Consider the following 21,795-nt stretch of genomic DNA (forward strand, 5'->3'; position numbering starts at 1 on the left):
TGTCGCATAGCCATAGAATAGAGATACCGGAAGACAAGTTGTCTTCCGGTAAAGGATTTAATTAAGAAGTGATTAATTGAGCTGTTTGAACTCAATGCGTATGGCGTCAGCGGCTGCATCAATTTTGGTGTTGGTCAATCCCCAGAAACCATTTGGAGCTGCATACACCAGGTTAGTTAACAGGTTATCCGAGAAGGTGGCATCCCCACCATTCAATTTGGCGTAGCGTAAGCTGTAAATAAAGCCAAGGCCCTCACCAATCGCATGGGCCCGAGCCGCATCGGTGGTGCCCGTCTTCCATTTGCCCAGATAGCCCACGGCGGCAGAAGCCACCGCTTTTTCCATTTCGGTGCGTAGTAACGTAGCCTGAGCTTTCAGCGTCTGCTGGTCGTTATTGACAATTGCTGCCCGTCCTTTCAGTAGTGCCGGATGAATCTTGGCAAAACCATCTTTATTATATTCCCACAGGTAGGAGCCCAGAAAGCTTTCGCCCGAGGAGGTGGTCGTAGCCTTACCGCCGTAAACGGGGTTGGCCGTCAGGATACCATAGATCTGATCCCAGTTCTGCTCCAGAGCTGTGTAGTTTTTGCCCGCAACCAGGGTGGAGTTGTCTGCCGACAGGTTTTTGTCACTCAGGAGCACGTTGGCAATATAATCTAGCTGAAAGGCGCCAATAAGCGACTTTTGAATAATCTGCGCCCATTCAATGCCTTTCTCATCAACCAGGTAGGTGCCTAACTTGCCAGCTTTGCCTTCAGACGCCGTCTGGCCTACCGATTTGCTGGCGTTAGCCATGGCCGTGAAGCCAGACTCAATGGTTAGGCGTTCTTTCTCGGCTTCCCCTGCGGGTAGTGATGAGGCCGTCACACTGCGCAGCTGCACGCCCGAGGTGTTCAGAGTTGTGAGCGAACCAGAGAAAGGACTACTGGCATTGGCAAACATATTTTTAAGCTGGATGGCATCTAATGTAGCCCCGGTGCTGGCCGCAGTTCCATTGTAGGTATTAATAGCCCGAAACATCAACAGGCGATTGCTGCCATTGGTCAGATCAACAGTCGACGTTTTCTTCTCATCAAGAAAACGGGTGGCATACGTTGCTGTGTCTGAGAGCGAGGCATAGTCGATCTTCGGTCGAAGTTGGGGTGTAACGGTGGTTTCTTTCTCGGTAGAGCAGGACCACAGGCTGGTAGTCAGGAGAATAACAGACAGAGTTGAAAAGCGTAGAAAACGTGAAGTCATGGTATCTGCGAATTAGAACAGGTCAAAACCTGCACAAAGAACTTCTTTATTTAGATTAAATACAAATAAAATGCCCAAATAACTTTTTATCATATTACCTACTGGGGCTAACGTATTTGATGAGTAGATGTAATTTTTTCCTTCAATATCTTTCTCTATCAATCGGTAAAGCTATTACAGCACCTGAGGAATCAAAAGGTTGTTCGTTAGGAACAAGCACAGTTTTTCAATAGCAGAATATTTCTTCAAGGCTGAATCTCAACAGCATTCAGTTAAAATGAGGGTATATAAAGAAGCTTTGCTGGGGACATAGGCAACCTTATCGAAAGTGGAATTGCGGCAGAGTTAGTAGCAAGATTGATCCGCCAGTTTGATAACCATGTTTACAGCACAGGATGTTGAACTAAGATTATGATAGGATTACAAAAGCTTTGACGATCAGCCGGATGTGTGAATAGAAACGAATGTTTTTACCAGGGTTATAATTAAAGTATAAACAAACGTTGGCGGTCTGGTTGAAGATAGAGCAGAACGGATCAATCTGTGTAGAGGTATCTTGCCGGGTTTTAATCAAGCAGACTAACAGCCAGGGGTTGGGTTGATGCCTGGACGACCAGTGTTGCCGGAAGGTTTGCCTGCGTTATTCGATTATTGGCGGACATCGTTTCCAATAAAATCCGGGTGGCTAGTTGTCCCATCTCCTGTAGCGGCTGCCGAACATAGGTGAGCGGGCTATGGAACAGATCATTAATATCCGTTTCGTCGAAACTGACAACGGCTACGTTATCGGGTATGCGAATGGACTGCGATTTAAGCTGCCGTAAGCCACATAACGCCAGCGTATTCGACGCGAACACGATCGCTTCTACGGGATTGTGCCCGGCCGTAAGCTCATGAATCGCTTTAGCTACTTCGGGTATCAGGTTACTACGGCTGATTTCCCTCAGCCAGCGTTTTTTGAAGGGAATCTGATGGTCGTTCAAGGCTGATCGGTAACCTCTCGTGCGTTCATTAATGTGGGTAAGCTCCGTCTGGAACGTAAGCATGCCGATTCGCCGAAAGCCGGACCGGATCAGGTGCTCCGTGGCCAGATAAATTGCCTGATGATTGTCCAGGGCCACGTAACTGGTCCGCAGGTCGGGAAAATAGCGGTCAATAAGCACGAAAGGGGTCGCCTGTTGCTGTAACTGAATGATCTGATCCTGCGTACCTTCGGGAGGGGCGATCAGTAAGCCATCAACGTTCCGGCTGAGCAGGGTGTTTATCAGCTTCCGGAATTTTTGAGGATTCTCATCCGAACTGGCGAAGATAAGCGTGTAGCCCTGTCGGTCGGCTTCGTCTTCAATATACCGGGCCAGAGAAGAAAAAAACGGATTGGCAATGTCGGCTACCAACAAACCCAACGTGCGGGTTTTGTTGGTTTTCAGGCTTTTAGCGATCTGGTTGGGCTGGTAATTTAACTCCTGAGCGGCTTTGCGGATTTTTTGCGCAACGGCCTTACTGATCCGGTTCTCCCGCTTGTTGTTCAGAACGTAAGAAACAAGAGCCGTAGAAACCCCTACCAGCTGAGCTATATCCTTTAAGGAAGTTCGTTTTGCCATATCTGCAACATAAAAATAATTCAATAAATTATTTAATCGTTTAAACATGAAATTGTTTCATAAGAGAGCCGTAGGGGTTGAAACTTCATAAAATAATTCTAAATTGGTCATATTAATTGTATTATTATTGTATATATGGATGGTTATACGAGGAAATTTGCCCATAAAGAGCGTTTATTGGTTAAACGTTTAAACTTTTGTCCTACCGAGTCCGTTTCTTTGCTGAAGCCTTGAGCGTAAGTGAGTTAAATGAAACGGAGATCATCTCTCGTTTAATCACATCGATTTATACAACGGATCAAAGCTGTCGAGGTAGGTTGAATCTGGTCAACTGCGTAACAAGTGGATTGACGCCTGTTCACGGGCAATCACGTTCGCCCAATGACAAGCAACAGACCGGGGTTTATCAGGAAGGAATCGTTGAATCACCAGACTGATGCACAAGCAACAAACTGACCATGGAACTGACACACATTACTATAAAAAAGGCCTTTCTGGCCAACTTTCGCTTTTTATCTAGACAAACGCTGGCTAAGAGTCTCAGCCAATGGACAGAGGTATTTGAAGCCCTGAGCCGACATGGCGCCCCGTTTGGGGAGAACTGGCTATCCACTAAACCATCAGTATCGGGTGGAAGCCATCGGATAAGCCAACCTTAAACAATATTGCGTTGAAATCCAGTATCGGCATGTGATTCGAATTGATACCTGAACGACCGGCTAATTATCAAACCAAACATACCGTAAAGGCCGGCTGGTCGACAGCGCAGCAGTTAAATCGTCTTTGTTCAATTGGGTATTCGTGCAAAAGCAAGCGCATCGGGGGCTTAAACACAGAATCTCCGGCGGCTGACGATAGCCAATCTACATTGACTGACTGCATTAATCCTGACGTAATACGATCCGGTTTACCGGCGTATAAGTCTGTATCGCCCGGTCACGGGCATTCATCTCCAACAAGATCATTCTGACATGAAACGTTATTCAGTTTTATACCTGCTCCAGGAGCAGTACCACCATATTGGCTGCACCAGCTACGCCCAGGCCCGAACCGTGCTGCAAACGCTGCTGCAGGACAGCCGCCGGACGCCGGTAGGCATCTATGATGCCAAGACCGAGCTGTTTGAGTGGGAGCCGGGCGGCCAGCAGGCCTACAACCAGGCCAGCATCGAAGAGCAGAGCCGGCAGGCCGAGCAGGTCATCACCATCGCCCAGGCATTACGGCGTCGCGACGCGAGCTGGCATCCGGCACTAAACTTCCAGCGTCCCAGCTTTTTCGCCTGAACTAAGTCTTTCGAAGACCCGGACACTTTCCGGTTAGGTTTCCAGGAATAATTAGACCAGCTAAATCCAACTGAATATGCTGACTACCATTCAAAACCAATCAACAACCGATCTGCTGAATGCTTCGCAGTGTATGCTATCGTATCCCGCCTATCTGGCCGGATACCGAACCGTACAGGAGGCTATGCAGGATCGCCTGTTCAATGCGTATCTGAACGCCTTTCTGAATGCCACCCAAGATTGCCCGGATTCAAGGCGGCTTTCCGGTTTAAGCGGGGGAGGCAACGAATCGTTACTTGCTCAGCTGACAGATACGACGTCCGACACCGAGCTGGAAGAACTCTGTCGGGATGGCGCGTCCAGACTTTCGGCGTTTATTTTGCCAATTCTGCTTGATCGGCTTAAACGAGGGCGGGAGATTTCCTGCCTGGCGTTTCTGCTGGCCGCTTATGGCCATTATCTGCATACCGGCATGGATGATAAAGGGGAAATCTATACGGTCGATGAACCACACCTGACTGATGAAGACTGGCTGCGGGTGAATGATCTCGACACGACGGCGTTTTTAGCCATGTCGCCCTTCGCAGCGGCTAATCTGCTGGATTTTCCGCAATTGGTTGCACCGTATAAAATCTATCGTATCCAGATTGCCTGCTATGGACTTGTCTTTTCGCTAAAACAAGCTTTGTGTGCCTTCTGGGAAACTCAGCCGGAGGTGTCGGAAAGTAGCTCTTGCAGCTAGCGGTCGCCAGGCAACCGGTGGGTATTATTAAACAACCCAGCAACCTCTTCGGTTAAGTAAAGAGAATATCAGGAAGTTAATCGGCGGGCAGGGTTACGTTTTTCAGTATCCTGCCCGCCGATTTGTACAAGCGCTCACGTTATGAAACGATACTCTGTACTTTACCTGCTCCAGGAGCAGTACCACCATATTGGCTGCACCAGCTACGCCCAGGCCCGAACTGTGCTGCAAACACTGCTGCAGGACAGCCGCCGGACGCCGGTAGGCATCTATGATGCCAAGACCGAGCTGTTTGAGTGGGAGCCGGGCGGCCAGCAGGCCTACAACCAGGCCAGCATCGAAGAGCAGAGCCGGCAGGCCGAGCAGGTCATCACCATCGCCCAGGCAATCCGCTGCCGTAAAGCAAATCTTCCGCCGGTTCATGAGGTGCAACGACCTGTTGTATACGCCTGAACGGTGCTGGGATCGTTGCCCTGTTTTTTAGCCGATTGGCCACGTATTCTCAATCATTGGTCCGCGCAGGGAGTTCAGTGGAATAGTTTTCCAAGGCTAACTCATTGTTTGAACCAGGATGAATACGACAGCTAACAGTACCGCCACATCGCTGGTTGACCCGCTGACGAAGTACCCGAAGCCACCCTACCCGGCGAAACCGTGGGCAGTGCCCGGCACTGAAGCCCAGATGCAGTTCAGCGCCGACCATGGCGAAACGTCGTATCAGGGATCGGGTAAGCTGATGGGACGTAGAGCGCTCATTACCAATGCCGGAGTCGTGATTTCGTATCTGAACGAAGATCAGGATGCCCGGGAAACCGCGCGTTACAGTGAAGAAGCGGGCCACAAAGCCGTGCTGGTACCGGGCGACATCGGCGATGAAGCCCACTGTCAGCAGCTTGACCGGCGGACCGTGGAAGAACTGGGTGGTCTGGATATTCTCGTCAACAATGCAGCCTATCAGGTGGCGCACAAGTCGTTGCAGTAGATTACCAGCGACGAGCTGGATCACACCTTCCGCACAAACATTTATTCCATGTTTTACCGTTGTAAAGCGGCCAAAGAGCACCTTAAACCGGGTAGTTCGGTGATCAACCCACATCGGTAAACGCCTATAAACCCAGACCAACGCTGCTGACCTATGCCGCCACGAGGGCCGCCATTCAGAAATTTTCGGTGAATCTGGCTCAGGTGTGGCTGAAAAAGGGATCCGGGTGAACTGCGTGGCCCCGGGCCCGATCTGGACTCCGCTGATTCCATCAACCATGCCTGAGGAAGAGGTGAAAACCTTCGGTGAGTATGTACCGCTGAAACGCGCTGGTCAGCCTGTCGAACTGGCCCCGATATACGTACTGCTGGCCTCCGGCGAGTCAAGTTACATGACCGGACCGGCAGCACCGTGCAGGAAACGGGCGGTACGCTAACGATTTAAGCCCGGGATTTATAGCCAGAAACAGAGCGGATGCCTGGTCATGCCCATACGTTTTCTGGTATTCAGCGGAGGGTAAAGATTTTTCGGGCTAACCAGACATGATGGCGCGTCAGGGGCCTTAACCGATTTCGGCCAGGCAGAAAAAGCGGAACAATCGCTGTCCTAACACCAGTGGGTTTTGCTGCTGGAAAATACAAACCGGTTTTCGGCCGTTATCCTAAGCGTCTAACCCGATGCGTCAAACCGGCGGCCAGGTCTTACCGGTTAAAAGTTTCCTCTCATTAGATAGGCTAAAACGAATAAATTTTTGGTAAATCGTGTTGTAGAAGCAGAGAAATCGCTTACTTTTCGGAATCACACTTTAACCCTATTCAGCATTTGGTCGAAAAAGTCATAACCCTCGACAATGTCTCGCTCATCGACTTTCTGGGCGTAGAGAACCACAATATCAAAGAAGTGGCCGCTGCGTTCCCGATGAGTAAGATCATCTCGCGCGGTAACGAAATCCGCATTAAAGGCACTACGCCCGAGATATCCCGCATCAGCGACATTCTGGATTCGCTGATGGAGCATTACCAACGATACGGCAAAATCACCCACGAAAACGTGCAGAACTATATCAGTCATAGCGGTCAGCCTGCTAACGGAACGGGCGTTACCCCCCCCGTGGTGCCCGATGATGACGAGGTGCTGGTGTACGGAAATCGGGGCGTCGTCGTTCGCGCCAGAACCGATAATCAGAAACGACTGGTCGAAGCCGCCGAGACGCACGATCTGGTCTTTGCCATCGGTCCCGCCGGAACGGGTAAGACCTATACTGCCGTGGCGATTGCGGTTCGGGCCTTGAAAAATAAAGAGGTTAAGAAAATCATCATTACGCGGCCAGCCGTAGAAGCGGGTGAAAACCTGGGTTTTCTGCCGGGCGATCTGAAAGAGAAAATCGATCCGTATCTGCGGCCCATCTACGACGCGCTGGACGATATGATCCCGGCCGAAAAGCTGAAATTCTATACCGAAAACCGGATTATTGAGATTGCTCCACTGGCGTATATGCGCGGTCGGACACTGAATAATGCGTTTATTCTGCTCGACGAAGCGCAGAACACGACTCCGATGCAAATGAAGATGTTCCTGACGCGGATGGGGCCGTCGTCGAAAGCGATCATCACCGGCGACCGCTCGCAGATTGACTTACCCAACCGGCAGAAGTCCGGTCTGATTGAATCGGTTGATATTTTAAAATCTATTAAAGGCATCTCGTTTGTCGAGCTCGACGGTCGGGATGTGGTGCGGCATCGACTCGTGCGGGAAATTATTACGGCCTATGAAAAAGCCGGTCAATAACGGGCAAACCAGATTTTGGCAAACCGGCTGGCGTTGGCTGGCCGGTTCTTTTATTTGCCTGCTGACGCAGGCTGGCTGGGCGCAGGTGTCCGAAACCGACGTGCTACACCGCTGCGGTACGGTCGAGTACGAACAGCATGTGCTGCAGCGACGTAACCCGCGACGGCTTCAGCAACTGAACGAGCTGAACCAACTCTTGAAGCAGGCCGAAACCGACGGGATGAAGCTGCGCCTGAAAGCCGACGACGAGACGATCTACCGGATTCCGGTGGTGGTTCATGTCATTCACAATACGGCGTCGGGAGCGGTTGGCGGCAGCACCAATTCGAACATTTCTGACGAGCAGATTGCCTCGCAGATTCAGGTGCTGAATGAAGATTACCGGCGGCAGCCCGGTACGAACGGCTTTAACGACAACCCGATTGGGGCGGATGCCAAAATCGAGTTTTTTCTGGCCCAGACCGATCCGCAGGGACAGCCCACCACGGGCATCACCCGCCATTATTACCCCCAGAAAACGTCATTCAACATTTTTACGGACGACGTTCTGCTATCGCAGATTGCGTACTGGCCGAGCGATCAGTACCTAAATATCTGGGTAACGACGCTGCAGGATAATTACCTGGGGTTCACGCAGTTCCCAACAGCGGCCGATACGCTGTCGGGTTTGCCGGGGGATACGAATGAATTTGTGGATGGCTCGATTATCGATTACCGGTACTTTGGCCGGCAGATTGGCACGGTGCGCAGCCCGACCTATGGGTATGGCCGCACGGCTACCCACGAGATAGGCCACTGGCTGGGCCTGCTCCATACATGGGGCGACGGCGACGGCTGTAACGAGGACTACGTAGCCGATACACCGCCCACCAAAACGGCCAACCAAACGGTTAACTGCAACGAAACCTTTTCAAACTGTTCGGGGAAGCGCACCCGCGATCAGATTGAAAACTATCTGGAGTACTCGCCGGATCTGTGCATGAACCTGTTTACGAAGGGGCAGGTGGACCGGATGCGGGCCGTACTAACACTTAGTCCACGGCGGGCGCGGCTCATCCGGTCCGTTACGAGGCTACCCGAAACCGAGACGCTGACGCTCACGCTATATCCAAACCCGACCCGGAGCGGTTCTACCGTCGATGTGCAGCTTAAAGGCTTTCAATCGTTCACGGTCGATCTGATCGACATAAGCGGTCGCCTGATTCACACCCGTAACTATACGGATTCACCAAGTACCAGCGTGTCGCTGCCAGTGAGCAGCCTCACGGCCGGTCTATATATCGTTCGGGTTAAAACCACGAACGAGACGGTTAGCCAGCGATTGCTGGTGCAATAAGTATTTACCCAGTTATTCGGACGCCTTTCGGCTTGCTTATTTCTGCCAGAAGAAGGAGAAATAAATACCCTGACCAGCGCCGAACTGCTTACTTTGCTATTATGATTGATGTTTTACCAATTTCCAGTCCCGCCGATCTTGACCTAGCGTTTGCCATTCGCCGACAGGTATTTGTCGAAGAGCAGAACGTTGCGGCCGAGGAAGAATACGATGAATTTGAAGTAAGCAGTACCCATTTTCTGGCCCGTGCCGATGGTACGCCCTGCGGCACCGCCCGCTGGCGACGTACATCTAACGGTGTTAAGCTGGAGCGATTTGCCGTTCTGCGCGAATTTCGGGGGCAGGGGGTCGGCAAGGCGCTTGTTCAGGCTGTTCTGGATGACGTATTCAGCCAGCAGCCCGAACCTATCGAACGCATCTACCTGCATGCGCAGCTAACAGCCATGCCGCTGTACGCAGGCTTTGGCTTTGTGTCGGTCGGGCCGATATTCGAAGAGGCCGGTATCCAGCACTATAAAATGGTTTTGCCCGGCTCCGCCTTTTCGCACCAATGAGCAAGGGGGCAGTCGGCTACCCGTTCGTGCGCGCAGCGGCCGGACTGGCAACGGGAATCCTGCTTTACGTGGGTTTGCCGGATTGGTATGACCTGCCCTGGGCTGCATTCGTCACGGGTTTGCTGCTTCTGGGCTGGGGGGTCGGGCGCAGTGCAGGCTCGGTTCTTAAACCAGTTCGCGCTGGCTATGGTATTGGTAGCTTTCTGATCCTGCTGGCGCTCGGCTGGGCCATTACGTATCAGCGCACAGCCAGCAACCGACCCGACAACATTCTGCATCTGGCGGACACCCTGCAGGCTTATGAGGGCGTGATCGTTGCCCAGCCCGAGGAGCGGGCCCGCACGTACCGCGTTGAGCTGGATATCCGCCGGGGTAGATACTGGCGTTTATCGGCCGGGCGTGCTCATTCATTGCCGAACTGGCACCCATTGAGTGGCCGGATTATTGTCTATCTGGACAGAGCCGATTTGCCTATGCCCCGTTACGGGGAAGTCTGGCTTGTATCGGGACCACCCCGGCCCATTGACCCACCTTTGAATCCCGGTGAGTTTAACTATAAGCGATACCTCAGCTACCGAAACATTTATCATCAGCAGTACCTGCGTCCGTTTCAGCGGCAGATTCTGGCCTATGATCCACCTAATCCGGTAACCAGGCTGGCGACGGTTGTTAACCGCTGGGCTGACAGTCTCTTTACGCAGCAGATTGGCAGCCGGGCCGAGTACGGGATTGTGAATGCCATGATTCTGGGCGTCCGCGACGATCTGGACGCTGATTTGTACCGGTCTTACTCGGCGGCCGGGGCTGTGCATATTCTGTCGGTGTCGGGGCTGCACGTCGGGATTCTGTTTCAGGTGCTGACCCTGCTGCTAAGTTTTCTCGTCAAACGACCGCGGGGCAAACTCCTGATGGCCGGTTTGCAACTGCTGATTCTGTGGTTCTATGCACTCGTAACGGGACTGTCCCCGCCGGTTTTACGGTCGGCCGGGATGTTCTCAGTTGTCATTGTGGGAAACGCATTTGGTCGGCAGCAGCAGCTGGCCAACACATTAGGCGTATCGGCGTTTTTCATCCTCTGCTTCGACCCATATGCCTTATTTTCGGCCGGGTTTCAGTTGTCGAATCTGGCCGTGGCGGGCATTGGGGCGTGGCAGTCATCCGTGTACCAGGCGTTTACGTTTCGGCATCGCTGGCTGAACAGAATCTGGGAGTTAACCGCCGTGGCGATTGTTGCCCAGTTGATTACGTTCCCGCTGGGGGTATTCTATTTTCACCAGTTTCCAACCTATTTTCTGCTGGCGAACCCGGCCGTTATGGTCCTTTCGTTTGTCCTGCTGCCGATGTCCATGGCTACGCTGGCCTTCAGCTGGGTGCCGTTTCTAAATTATGGGCTAAGCTGGCTTTTGCAGAAAACGGCCTGGCTGCTTAATTTGGTGGTTACCCAAACCAGCCAGCTACCCGGCGCGGCCTGGGAGGGACTGTGGCTTTCGCCGGAAGCCCTCTTGCTGATCTACGCTATTATCCTGTTCGGAGCAGCCTTACTGCTGACCCGCAACCGGGCTTACCTCTGGGCTACCTGCGCAGTTGCGGTATTGCTGGCTGGTTTGACCATCCGGGACGATTACGGCCAGCGTCACCAGCGGCAGCTGGCGGTTCATTTTCTACCCCATCGCACGGCCGTCAGCCTGACCGATGGGCATACCGCCACGCTGCTGACCGATCTAAACACCACCGACACGCGCTCCTTCGAGTTTTACCTGAAAAACACCTTCGGGCAGTGGGGCGTTTCGAACCTGACCGTTGCCCGTGCACTCGCCGATTCGGTAAGTGCCATTCCAGGTTATCATCGCACGCGCGACTATGGGCTCTGGGTTTGGCAGGGTAAAACGGTGCTGCTGGTGAACCGGCTGACGGGCCGGAACCACTGGCGACTCCCGGCCATTGTGGATTACCTTATCCTTCGCCGGAACGCCCTGCGGGAGTGGAATCAGTTGAACGGCCGGATTGTTGCGCGGCACATCATCTTCGACGATTCGAATAAAACGCCCTTAACCGACAGATTGCTGGTGGAGGCTAAGCAACGCGGAATAACCTGCTACTCGGTGCGGCAGATGGGCGCCTACGTAGCCAGCCTTGACTGACTGGGTTATTCTTAGCAAACTGGCTCGTGCATGCACGAGCCAGTTGAGGAAACAAAACGTTATAAGGTAGTGGCCCTCGGCGCCGTGGCGGTGGGTTTCGCCGGTGGACGGAAACCGCCAATAGCCTTCTGCATGTCTTCTTTCTTAGACTGATACAGGGTCCACTGATCCGGCGTTAAGAGGGTTTTCAGCTTATCTTCTTTCTCTTCGTTCAGCATCAGCATCATTTCCTGCACCTGTTTCCGGGTTTCAGGTGTTGGCTGAGCACCCCCGCGCAGGATGTCTTTCAGGGCGTCCTGCTGCTGGTCAGCGTACTCGTTATTGAGCTTCTTAACGGCCTTGGCCTGTTCTTTATCGAGGGACAGGTTTTCTTTCAGCCACTTGGTTTCTTTGTTCGCCATGTCGCCGGCGATGTTGGGAATTGGACGCGAGCTGCTACCCATATTCTGACTGCCCATGCCCATACCTCGCCCCATACCCCCGCCTGAATAGCCCGGATAATACTGGCCAAAACTTTGCAGGCTTAGAAGAAGGCCCGCGCTCAGGCTCAGGAGACTCAGAACTGCTTTTGTCGTGTTCATGACCACTGGTTAATCGAATTTCAATCAATCTGGAAATTAACTGTGAAGTACGGTAAAAAACAGGAGTAGACCGTACAGGAAAGGCGAAAGCAGGCTTAAACTTTTTCCTGTAACCAGCCGTTCTCCTTGTGTATGGAAACGCTCGAAAAAATCCGTAAGGCGTACACTGAATACGTCCTTGAGAACGGAAAACAACCCACCTCCGTCTTCCAGTTCGCTAAAAAACTGAAACTTGCCGAAGCCGACTTTTACGTCCACTACCCATCGTTTGATGGGATTGAGGCTGATATCTGGCTGACGTTTTTCAATGAAGCGAAAGCGGCCGTTGAGGGCGATGAAACCTTTCAGGGTTATTCAGTACGCGAAAAATTGCTGGCTTTTTATTATACCTGGATTGAATTGCTTAAAAGGCAGCGCAGCTTCGTCGTTTATAGCTACGGCCGCCTGCGCGAAGGCACTTCGTCCGGTGCCGTGAGCCCAACGTCCCGAGCTGGCATGAGCGCCCGCCGAAACAGCGCCAATAGTCGGGTACTGCAGCCATTTAAAGAGGCCTTTCTCGATTACGCCCGCGATCTGCTGGCCGAAGGCCGCGAAAGCAAGGAGGTCGAACCGCGCCCGTTCGTAACCGACCGCTACCCCAATGCGCTTTGGGCGCAGACGCTCTATCTGCTCGATTTCTGGGTACGGGACGTCAGCAAGAACTTTGAAAAGACCGATACTGCCATTGAAAAAGCTGTGAACACCGCTTTCGATCTGATCGGTCGCTCACCCCTAGATACCCTGTTCGATTTCGCCAAATTCATATACCAAAATAAATGAGTGAACAAGCGAATGAATGAGTGATTCATGCGGGCGAGCCCCGTTTCACTCATTTACTCGCTCGTTCACTCTTTGAACTTATGAAAACCCAAAGCTCCGTCCCGACGACTAAAGTTGCCCGCGCCAGCCAGTTTGTGAAGGCCGGAGTCAAGGTTGGCGGGAATTATATCAAGCATTACAGCAAGAAGCTGATTGACCCCAGCCTGTCGAAAGATGAGCTGCATAAGGATAATGCCGCCGACATCTACGATGCGTTGAGCGAGCTGAAAGGCTCGGCTCTAAAAATGGCGCAGATGCTGAGCATGGACCGGGGTTTGCTGCCCGTAGCCTATTCCGATAAGTTCACGATGGCGCAGTATTCGGCTCCGCCCTTGTCGGGACCGCTGGTCGTGAAAACGTTCCGGACGTATTTTGGTAAGTCCCCCTCGCAGCTATTCGACAAGTTTGATATTGAGGCCGTCAATGCGGCCAGCATCGGGCAGGTGCATCAGGCCTGGAAAGACGGCAGAAAGCTGGCCGTAAAGGTGCAGTATCCCGGTGTGGCCGACGCGGTCAGTTCGGATCTGAAAATCGCTAAGCCCCTGGCCGTTCGGCTGCTGAACCTCAACGAGCGCGACATTGACCGCTATATGGGCGAGGTGGAGTCGAAGCTGCTGGAAGAAACCGACTACGAACTGGAGTTGAAACGCTCCATCGAGATTTCGCAGGCCTGCGCCCATCTGCCGGGGCTGGTGTTTCCGACGTATTATTCTGAGTTTTCGTCCCGCCGGATTCTGACGATGGATTGGCTCGATGGCCTGCACCTGAAGGATTTTCTGAAAACGAATCCGTCGCAGGCGGTTCGCGACCAGATCGGGCAATCCCTCTGGGATTTCTATGATTTTCAGATTCATACGCTCCGGCAGGTTCACGCCGACCCGCACCCGGGTAACTTCCTGATGCGGCCCGACGGCACGCTGGGCGTCATTGACTTCGGCTGCGTGAAGGTGATTCCGGACTTTTATTACGATAACTATTTCCGGCTGGTTAATCCGGATACCATTGAAGACGACGCTCTGACCGAACAGATTTTCGAAAATCTGGAATTTTTGACCTCGGCCGACTCACCGAAAGACCGGGCGTTTTTCTCCGATCTGTTCAAACAGATGATCCGGATGCTGGGCGAACCGTTTGCCGTTGAGGAGTTCGATTTTGGCGATGACACTTACTTTAATAAAGTGTATGCTTTTGCCGAAGGACTGTCAAAGGTAGACGAGCTGAAGAATTCAAAGGTGGCCCGTGGGTCGCAGGATGGTCTGTACGTTAACCGTACGTATTACGGTCTGTATGCCATGCTCAACGAACTGAAAGCCCGCGTCGTCACAACAAAACCCGAGTGGCTCCGGTCGAAAAAGGCCATCGCGGTCTGACGCAAGAAAAGCGAAAAGCCCCGGGAATGAACCCAGGAGCTTTTTTCGTTTTTGCGGGTTTATGGGCGCAGGCGTACCAACTCCAGTGTTACCTTTACTTTATGTTATTAACCACCGATACGCCCATAGCGCATACACGACCTCGTTTTGATGACATATTTATGGAGCTGGCCGTTAATCTGGCCAAACGCTCACACTGCATCAAAGCGCAGGTCGGAGCCGTGCTGACCCGCGATACGCGCATCATTTCCATTGGGTACAACGGCCCGCCCGCCGGTACGCACAACTGCGACGAGGAATACCCCGGCGTCGGTTGTCCGCGCGACTCCAAGGGCTCATGTTCGCTGGCGCTCCATGCCGAAGAAAACGCAATTCTGTACGCAGCCAAAAATGGCTCGGAGGTGGAAGGTGCCACGATTTACGTCACCCTGTCGCCCTGCATCGCCTGCGCCCGGATTATCTACAGTATGAAAATAGCCCGGGTCATCTACCTGCATTCGTATGCCGAATACAAAGGGATCGCGTCGGACGAGGGCGTTGATTTTCTGCGTCGGTTTGGCGTTACGGTGGAGCGGTACCACCCTGGCAAAGGGGTTACACTGGTTGCCGAGCCGCCCCTGGCTACCAAGCGCCTATGAACCTGCTGGCGCACGCCTATCTGTCCAATCGGCAAGACGGCCTGATCGTCGGTAACTTCATGGGCGATTTTATCAAGGGCGACCCCACTCACCCGCGGCACGAACTGACGCCCGTCGAGATTATGGGGGTTCGATTGCACCGCGCCATCGATACCTTCACCGATGCGCATGCTGAAGTAGCAGCCGCGCGCACGCTGCTGTATCCACGCTGCCATAAATACGCTGGTGTGGCCGTGGACGTGTTTTTTGATCATTTTCTGGCGATTCGATTCGGCGAGCTGACCGGCGATTCGCTGGCTGGCTTTACGCGCTTCTTCTATGAGACCCTGCAGCGGCATACCGACCGACTGCCGGTGCCCGCCCGCCGGATGCTCAGCGCCATGGTTCAGTATGACTGGGTGACACATTACCAGACCACCGATGGTATCGACCGGTCGCTGAAAGGACTATCGCGCCGGACGACCTTTGCTTCGGGGCTGGACAGCGCCATTGTCGATTTTGAGCGGTATTATTTTCAGATTGGCAATCATTTCGACTACTTCTGGCCGCAATTGGCCGCCCATGCCCGCCAGACACTGGTGCGACTATCAACTGTCGGTTAACTTTGCAGCCGGAGTTTTGGGGAGAGAGAACTCCAACTACCGCATCCCGGATCACAATAACAGAAAAAGAGTTTGATTCCCGCCGTTGACGCCCTGCTGAAAGACATCCGCAACAAGCGGATTGCGCCCGTTTACCTGCTACACGGCGATGAGCCGTATTATATTGATCGCGTTGCCGAGGAGCTCGAAAAAGTAGCCGTACCCGTTGCCGAGCGCGGATTCAACCAGTTTGTCCTGTTCGGGAAAGACACCGACGTCGGCGCGGTGCTGAATTACGCCCGTCGATATCCGTTTATGGCTGAGCGGCAGCTGGTTTTAGTCAAAGAAGCCCAGCAGATGGCGGGTATTACCGATAAATCGGCGCAGACGCTGCTCGAAGATTACGCCCTTAATCCGCTGTCCAGCACGATTCTTATGCTGTGTTACGTCCGGGAGGAAGGTAAACCCAGCCTGGATGAGCGCAAGTCGTGGGTGAAAGCTTTCGGAGCCAAAGGCAAGCTGCTGGGCGTAAAGAAGCTATACGATAACAAAATTCCGGATTGGGTAGGGGAGTACTGCCGAGAACAGGGCGCAAAGGTTAGCCCCAAAGCCTGTCAGCTCCTGGCCGACCATATCGGTAACGACCTCAAGCGGCTGGCGGGCGAGATCGACAAGATCCTGCTGAACCTCCACGTCGGCGAAGAGATTTCGGCCGCTACGGTCGAGCGGCTCGTGGGCATCAGCAAAGAATACAACGTCTTTGAATTACAGAAGGCGCTCGTGCAGCGCGACGTGGTGAAGGCCAACCGTATTGTAGACTACTTTGCCCGGAATCCGAAGGATAACCCGCTGGTGGTGATTCTGGCGCAACTGTTCGGCTATTTCAGCAAGGTGGTGCTGGTGCAGGCCAGTAAGGACCAGACCGATAAAGGACTCGCTCCGCTGCTGGGCGTAAATCCGTTCTTCGTGAAGGATTATTTATCCGCGGCCCGGACGTTCCCCCTGCCAAAAGTAGCGGCCATTATCCAGGCCATCCGCCGGGCCGACGCCCGCAGCAAAGGCATTGATGCGCCGACCATGACCGAAGGTGACATTCTCCGCGAACTGGTCTTTGAGGTGCTCCACTAAGCCGTAGTCAGCGCGATTACACAACGCATCAGAAACCTGAGTTCTGGAATAAATGAAAACTCCCCATCTATCAGTGCACAGATGGGGAGTTTTTACGTAAGGCGGTTTCTATACGCCTGGGTAACCTGGGTTCTGCGGCCGCAGACTTGGGTTATTCAGCATTTCCTGCTTGGGCAGCGGAAGCAGCAGATGCTTCTCCTGCAGAGGCTGGTTGGAACTTAGGTTTACGTGCCCGACGAAGTTGTCGAATCCATTAGTTTTCTCATTGTACACCTTCCGCAGACGTACCATGTCGAACCAGGTGAGTTGCTCGTAAGCCAGTTCATGCCAGCGCTCCCGCCAAACGGCTTCCCGGAACGTAGCCTGCGAGTAGGTACCCAAGGCGGGCGTTTCGAGTTTAGCCCGGTCACGAATGCGTTTCAGCGCGTTGTAGGCTTCCTGCGTCGGACCACCCACTTCGTTCTGTGCTTCTGCATAGATCAGCAGGGTTTCGGCGTAACGAATCTGGGGCACGTTGAGGTTGTTCTGGCGCGTACCAGCAACCCCGGCTGTACCATTGGCTGTGCGGTTGAAATGCTTAAACACATAGGGCGCTCCCAAGCTGAAAGGGGCCCCATTACCGTTGGTATAATACGAGGTGTAAAAGAAGCCCTCCTGATCCTTTGCCCGCAGGTCACCCTTTTCGTACGAATTATAGAAAGCCGAGGTGGGTACCGAGCTGCCCGTTCCGCCGGGGCCATTATAGGTTACCGGTTTAAAGTTGGGGTAGAAATTATCCATCGGGTTACCCGCCACCAGCGTATTATACTGCAGCATGAACAGGTGTTCCAGCCGGTTTTCAGTACTCTCCCGGTGTAAGTCTTCGTAGGTCGAAAACAAATTGATCACTGAGGGGTTCGCATTGGCATACGTGATTACCTCAAACGCTTTGTCGGCGGCCAGTTTGTAATACGCTGCGCCCTTGCTGAGCGGAAAGCCCGCCATGGTCAGGTACACTTTAGCCAGTTGGGTTTTCACCGCGGCCAGGTTAACGCGTCCGCTGACATCCATCCACGCCAGGCCGGCTTTTTCAGCCGTGGTCAGATCGTCCACAATCAGCTTGTAAACTTCTTCTTTAGACGCACGGGTCGGCATGAAGTCTTCCGACGCTGCCGTTTGTGGCTTGGTAATCAGCGGGATATCGCCCCAGAGCTGCACGGCCGTGAAGTAGGCCGACGCCCGCAGAAATCGAGCCTCACCCAGAATTTTGGTTTTCTGAGCCTCGGGCATTGGATTGATGCCCGGCACCTTGTCGAGCACCTGGTTAGCCTGGGCAATAACCCGGTACAGACCATTCCAATAGTTAACCACGTGCGCAGTGTTCCCGTCGTGAACCAGACCATACAGGTTATTGAGGTCCGAGTTCTGCGCCGTTTCGGTGGTCGACGTTCCGGTCAGGGCTTCCAGTAACTGCCAGTTGCTGGAGAAGATACCCGCTCCGCCACCCATGAACCGCAGGTTATCATAAACGGCAGCCAGGGCGGCTTCGGCATGGTCAGGAATGGTATAAAAGCTGGTCGGCGTCAGGTTCGAGGGAGCTTTCTCTTCGAGAAAATCCTTACAGCCAATGGGCCCGGTCAGAGCCAGGCCGCAAAGCAGGGCCCGACTTACAGTTTTTACGAGCGTATGTCTCATCATTTGAAAGTCAATAAATTAAGAAAGACTTAAACTACAGACCGATCTGGAGACCCAGCAGGTAGGTAGTTGGTTTTGGATAATTGTGCCAGATCATGCCCTGCGAGAAAGCGCTGTTGCCACCGCCCTGGTTGGTGGGTGTTACTTCCGGATCGCCAACGATGGGGTCTTCAACCAGCAGGAAGAAGTTTTGGGCCGAAGCATACAGGCGGAGCCGGTTCAGTCTTAGTTTGTTCGTGACTACCGCCGGGAAATTGTAGCCGAACAGCAGGTTACGACCACGGAGGAACGAACCGTTCTTAATCCACCAGCTGTCTACGTTAGTTACATAGCCCGCCCGCGTATCCCGAACCTGAGCGATCATCGTGTTCTGGTTCTGCGGAGTCCAGGCGTTCAGAACAGACGTATAGCTGTTAGCGAGCGCCTGGCGGTCTTCGCTGGGGTGCAGGTTCATGAGCATAACGTCGTTACCGAACATGAACTGTAATTCAAACGTAGCGTCGAAGTTGCCAAACCGGAGGTTGTTGGTCATCGCGCCCCAGCCTTTCGGGCTGCCGTTGCCAATGATGCTGCGGTCAGCATCCGTGATGGCTTTATCACCGTTCACGTCCAGGTACTTGATATCGCCGGGCAGAATCGTCAGACCGTTCCGGTAGCTGGTAAACTTAGCGGCTACTTCACGCTCTGCTTCGCTCCATACGCCCACGCGGGTCAGTCCCCAGAACGAACCAACCGGCTCGCCCACGCGGATGACGTTGGTTGGGTTCGTGAAGTTCGGACCACCTACGTTAAAGATATCCGAAGGGGTAGCCAGCGACAGAACCTTGTTGCGGTTAAACGAGATGTTGAACGTTGTATTCCAGGAGAAGCTGCCCCGGTTGATGTTCACCGTATTCAAACCAAACTCGAAACCTTTGTTCTCCATGGAACCTACGTTGCGCCGGATGGTAGCGTAACCGCTCGACTGCGGTACGGGTGCATCGAGCAGCATGTCGGTGGTCAGGCGGTAGTAATAGTCTGCTTCGAGCGAAACGCGCCCTTTGAACAGACCAATTTCCAGACCCACGTCTGTCTGCGCTGTTTTTTCCCAGCGCAGGTCCGGGTTAGCCAGGCGGCTGATGCCTGTACCGCTTACGCGCGTGTCATTGTAAATGGTTCCGTAGTTGGAACTCAGCAGCGACAGGGACGTATACGGTGGAATTTCAGAGTTACCCGTCAGGCCATAGCTGCTCCGCAGTTTCAGGTTCGAGATGAGGTTATTTCCTTTCAGGAAGTCTTCCTCCGACACCCGCCAGGCCACAGCCGCTGAGGGGAAGAAGGCAAACTTGTGGTTTTCTCCGAACTTGGAAGAACCATCTGCCCGGCCGGTTGCCGTAAACAGGTATTTGTTCTTGAAGCCGTAGTTAATACGACCAAAATAGGAGTTAAACGCAAACCGCGACGCACCTGATCTAACAGAGGGGTTGGTAGCCCCGGCACCTAAGTTGTTGAAACCAAAGTAGTCCGTTGCGAAGCCGCTCACGCTGGCCCCCATAGTGAACTGATTGGTTTCCTGCCACGAAATACCCAACAGACCCGTAAAGGAGTGATCCTGCCCAATCTGCTTGTTATAGGTCAGGTAGTTTTCCAACGACCAGAACGAGGTACGTGTATTGTCAGTCTGTGCGTCGCCATTTCCGCCAATATTCAACGTACGGGTCTGCGACCGGTTTAACTCCTGCGTCTGGATGTTAGCGCCTAATACCGTCCGCATCTCCAGACCTTTAGCGATGCTGATGTTGGTGTAGAGGCTACCCAGCGTTGTCTGCGTGTTCTGAATGTATCGGCGGTCCATGAGCCGGTGATACGAACTCATGGTTCCTTCTGCGTATGGATAATCCCGGTTTTCGGCCATTACGCCGGTGTCAGGATACCGCACGGGTAGGAAGGGGAAGTCCTCCACGATCTGCCGGGCTACCGCGTCATTGACGTCCACCAGGTTTTCACTCTGGTTGTTGTAGCTCAGCGTACCTCCGATTTTCAACCATTTTTTCACCTGGTCATCAAGCGAGAAGCGGCCTGAATAGCGCTTCATGTACGATGTTTTGATGAGACCCTGATCGTCCCGATAGTTGAGCGACAGCGAGTACTGCGTCCGCTCATTACCTCCGCTGAAACCCAGCTGATGGTTCTGCGACAGTTTATTCTGGGTCGTTTCTTTAAACCAGTCGGTATCGTACAACGGATTCAGGTTGGCGTCGAAAACACCTGGGTGAGCCGCGCTGAAGGCTTTCCGCCGGGCTATGGGGTCCAGGTAGGTCCACTTACCAGCGGCCCAGCCGACGGGGTCATACTTGGCAATGTTGGCATAGGCCAGGTCCTCAACGGCCAGGTACTCTTTGGCGTTCAGCACCCGTGGCCGGTTGGGACCAATGGTGTTTACGCTGTACTGCCCATCGTACGTAACCCGGCTTTCTCCGGCTTTCCCTTTTCGGGTCGTGATCAGAATAACCCCGTTCGCACCCCGAGCACCGTAAATAGCCGTTGACGACGCATCTTTCAGCACCTCAACGTTGACAATATCATTGGGGTTGATGTAGTCAATGGCGTTACTAAACTGATCGCCGGTACCCTGCGGCAGCATAACGCCGTCCACGACGTAGAGCGGGTTGTTTGACGAGTTAATGGAGCTGAAACCCCGAATCCGGACGGTCGTACGTCCACCGGGACGGCCCGAGTTGGTGTTTACCTGGACACCGGGTAGCCGGCCCGAAAGCTGCTGGTTGAGCGATGGCGCAGGTCGCTCCAGCAACTCGGCTTCTTTCACACCGGAAACCGCGCCGGTCAGGTCCGACTTGCGGGTCGTACCATACCCTATGACGACAATCTCGTCCAGCGTCTTGTCATCCGCCTTCATGGATACGTTGATAGACGCCTGATTGCCTACGGTGACCTCCTGAGGCAGGTACCCGACAAAAGAGAAAACCAGGGTAACCCCGGATTCGGGTACGTCGAGCCGGTAGCGACCATCGGCATCCGTAACCGTACCCCGTGTTGTGCCTTTTACGACGATACTAACGCCAGGCAACCCTTCATTTTTCTCATCGGTAACGCGCCCCGTCAGGGTCCGGTCGGCAACCATGTAGTTGGTCAGGCTCGTGGCACGTTTGCCGAGTGCGTCCCACTCAGGTGCGGTAGTGGCATGGGCAAGGCTGATGCAGGAGCAGGCCAGGAAGACATGCGCAACCGAAGTCCTCACCATCCTGACAACCTGACCTTGCGGTTGTAAAGGGTTTTTCATAAGCTTCTCGTCGGGCCCC

19 protein-coding genes are annotated in these 21,795 nt (G+C 53.4%); 14 read left to right on the forward strand and 5 right to left on the reverse strand.

The features are described from left to right. Window positions 1-72 precede the first annotated feature (72 nt). Together HNV11_RS11830 and HNV11_RS11835 are read right to left on the reverse strand one after the other, a co-directional pair. On the reverse strand, window positions 73-1,239 hold the full coding sequence (locus tag HNV11_RS11830; RefSeq protein ID WP_171739861.1) for a DUF4856 domain-containing protein: 1,167 nt from the start codon (window positions 1,237-1,239) through the stop codon (window positions 73-75). A 566-nt stretch (window positions 1,240-1,805) separates the two neighbouring features. Continuing rightward, window positions 1,806-2,840 (reverse strand): LacI family DNA-binding transcriptional regulator, encoded by a 1,035-nt coding sequence (locus tag HNV11_RS11835; RefSeq protein ID WP_171739862.1) that lies wholly within the window; start codon window positions 2,838-2,840, stop codon window positions 1,806-1,808. 971 nt (window positions 2,841-3,811) lie between these two features. On the opposite strand from HNV11_RS11835, the gene HNV11_RS11840 reads away from it, so the two are divergent. From HNV11_RS11840 to HNV11_RS11875, 9 genes are all read left to right on the forward strand, one after another. Then, entirely contained in the window at window positions 3,812-4,123 is a 312-nt protein-coding gene (locus HNV11_RS11840) for a hypothetical protein (protein ID WP_171739863.1), read from the forward strand. 76 nt (window positions 4,124-4,199) lie between these two features. Then, a complete protein-coding gene (locus HNV11_RS11845) occupies window positions 4,200-4,865 on the forward strand; it encodes a mannitol dehydrogenase family protein (RefSeq protein WP_171739864.1) in 666 nt (221 codons plus the stop codon). 141 nt (window positions 4,866-5,006) lie between these two features. Next, entirely contained in the window at window positions 5,007-5,318 is a 312-nt protein-coding gene (locus HNV11_RS11850) for a hypothetical protein (protein WP_171739865.1), read from the forward strand. A gap of 118 nt (window positions 5,319-5,436) precedes the next feature. Next, the gene (locus HNV11_RS23965) at window positions 5,437-5,847 is read left to right on the forward strand and encodes an SDR family oxidoreductase (protein WP_240163952.1); all 411 of its coding nucleotides are present in this window, start codon (window positions 5,437-5,439) and stop codon (window positions 5,845-5,847) included. 205 nt (window positions 5,848-6,052) lie between these two features. Continuing rightward, complete coding sequence (locus tag HNV11_RS23970; RefSeq protein WP_240163953.1) at window positions 6,053-6,283, forward strand: SDR family oxidoreductase; 231 nt, start codon at window positions 6,053-6,055, stop codon at window positions 6,281-6,283. Window positions 6,284-6,669: 386 nt separating this feature from the next. Then, the gene (locus HNV11_RS11860) at window positions 6,670-7,635 is read left to right on the forward strand and encodes a PhoH family protein (RefSeq protein ID WP_171739866.1); all 966 of its coding nucleotides are present in this window, start codon (window positions 6,670-6,672) and stop codon (window positions 7,633-7,635) included. After that, window positions 7,616-8,971 carry a M43 family zinc metalloprotease gene (locus tag HNV11_RS11865; RefSeq protein ID WP_171739867.1) on the forward strand — a complete coding sequence of 452 codons (1,356 nt, stop codon included), beginning with the start codon at window positions 7,616-7,618 and terminating at the stop codon, window positions 8,969-8,971. Before HNV11_RS11860 ends, HNV11_RS11865 begins: the two co-directional genes overlap by 20 nt. A gap of 101 nt (window positions 8,972-9,072) precedes the next feature. After that, window positions 9,073-9,525, forward strand: coding sequence for a GNAT family N-acetyltransferase (locus tag HNV11_RS11870; protein ID WP_171739868.1), 453 nt, complete (start codon window positions 9,073-9,075; stop codon window positions 9,523-9,525). Further along, window positions 9,522-11,666 carry a ComEC/Rec2 family competence protein gene (locus tag HNV11_RS11875; protein ID WP_171739869.1) on the forward strand — a complete coding sequence of 715 codons (2,145 nt, stop codon included), beginning with the start codon at window positions 9,522-9,524 and terminating at the stop codon, window positions 11,664-11,666. Before HNV11_RS11870 ends, HNV11_RS11875 begins: the two co-directional genes overlap by 4 nt. A gap of 59 nt (window positions 11,667-11,725) precedes the next feature. On the opposite strand, the gene HNV11_RS11880 is transcribed toward HNV11_RS11875, so the two are convergent. Beyond that, on the reverse strand, window positions 11,726-12,247 hold the full coding sequence (locus tag HNV11_RS11880; protein ID WP_171739870.1) for a hypothetical protein: 522 nt from the start codon (window positions 12,245-12,247) through the stop codon (window positions 11,726-11,728). Window positions 12,248-12,379: 132 nt separating this feature from the next. Here HNV11_RS11880 and HNV11_RS11885 point away from each other — a divergent pair, with 132 nt between their 5' ends. The 5 genes from HNV11_RS11885 to holA all read left to right on the forward strand — a co-directional run bounded on the left by HNV11_RS11885 (window position 12,380) and on the right by holA (window position 16,822). Then, a complete protein-coding gene (locus HNV11_RS11885) occupies window positions 12,380-13,066 on the forward strand; it encodes a TetR/AcrR family transcriptional regulator (protein WP_171739871.1) in 687 nt (228 codons plus the stop codon). A gap of 80 nt (window positions 13,067-13,146) precedes the next feature. Further along, window positions 13,147-14,475, forward strand: coding sequence for an ABC1 kinase family protein (locus tag HNV11_RS11890; RefSeq protein ID WP_171739872.1), 1,329 nt, complete (start codon window positions 13,147-13,149; stop codon window positions 14,473-14,475). A 101-nt stretch (window positions 14,476-14,576) separates the two neighbouring features. Beyond that, window positions 14,577-15,113, forward strand: a complete 537-nt coding sequence (locus HNV11_RS11895; RefSeq protein ID WP_171739873.1) for a deoxycytidylate deaminase — start codon at window positions 14,577-14,579, stop codon at window positions 15,111-15,113. Then, entirely contained in the window at window positions 15,110-15,715 is a 606-nt protein-coding gene (locus HNV11_RS11900) for an acyl carrier protein phosphodiesterase (RefSeq protein ID WP_171739874.1), read from the forward strand. Before HNV11_RS11895 ends, HNV11_RS11900 begins: the two co-directional genes overlap by 4 nt. A 72-nt stretch (window positions 15,716-15,787) precedes the next feature. Continuing rightward, the gene (gene holA, locus HNV11_RS11905; protein ID WP_171739875.1) at window positions 15,788-16,822 is read left to right on the forward strand and encodes a DNA polymerase III subunit delta; all 1,035 of its coding nucleotides are present in this window, start codon (window positions 15,788-15,790) and stop codon (window positions 16,820-16,822) included. A gap of 108 nt (window positions 16,823-16,930) precedes the next feature. Here the strand turns inward: holA and HNV11_RS11910 are convergent, their stop codons facing one another. Together HNV11_RS11910 and HNV11_RS11915 are read right to left on the reverse strand one after the other, a co-directional pair. Continuing rightward, the gene (locus HNV11_RS11910; protein ID WP_171742160.1) at window positions 16,931-18,496 is read right to left on the reverse strand and encodes a RagB/SusD family nutrient uptake outer membrane protein; all 1,566 of its coding nucleotides are present in this window, start codon (window positions 18,494-18,496) and stop codon (window positions 16,931-16,933) included. Window positions 18,497-18,530: 34 nt separating this feature from the next. After that, complete coding sequence (locus HNV11_RS11915; RefSeq protein ID WP_171739876.1) at window positions 18,531-21,776, reverse strand: SusC/RagA family TonB-linked outer membrane protein; 3,246 nt, start codon at window positions 21,774-21,776, stop codon at window positions 18,531-18,533. Between the last annotated feature and the right edge of the window lie 19 nt (window positions 21,777-21,795).

This window comes from Spirosoma taeanense (assembly GCF_013127955.1).
GTDB lineage: Bacteria > Bacteroidota > Bacteroidia > Cytophagales > Spirosomataceae > Spirosoma > Spirosoma taeanense.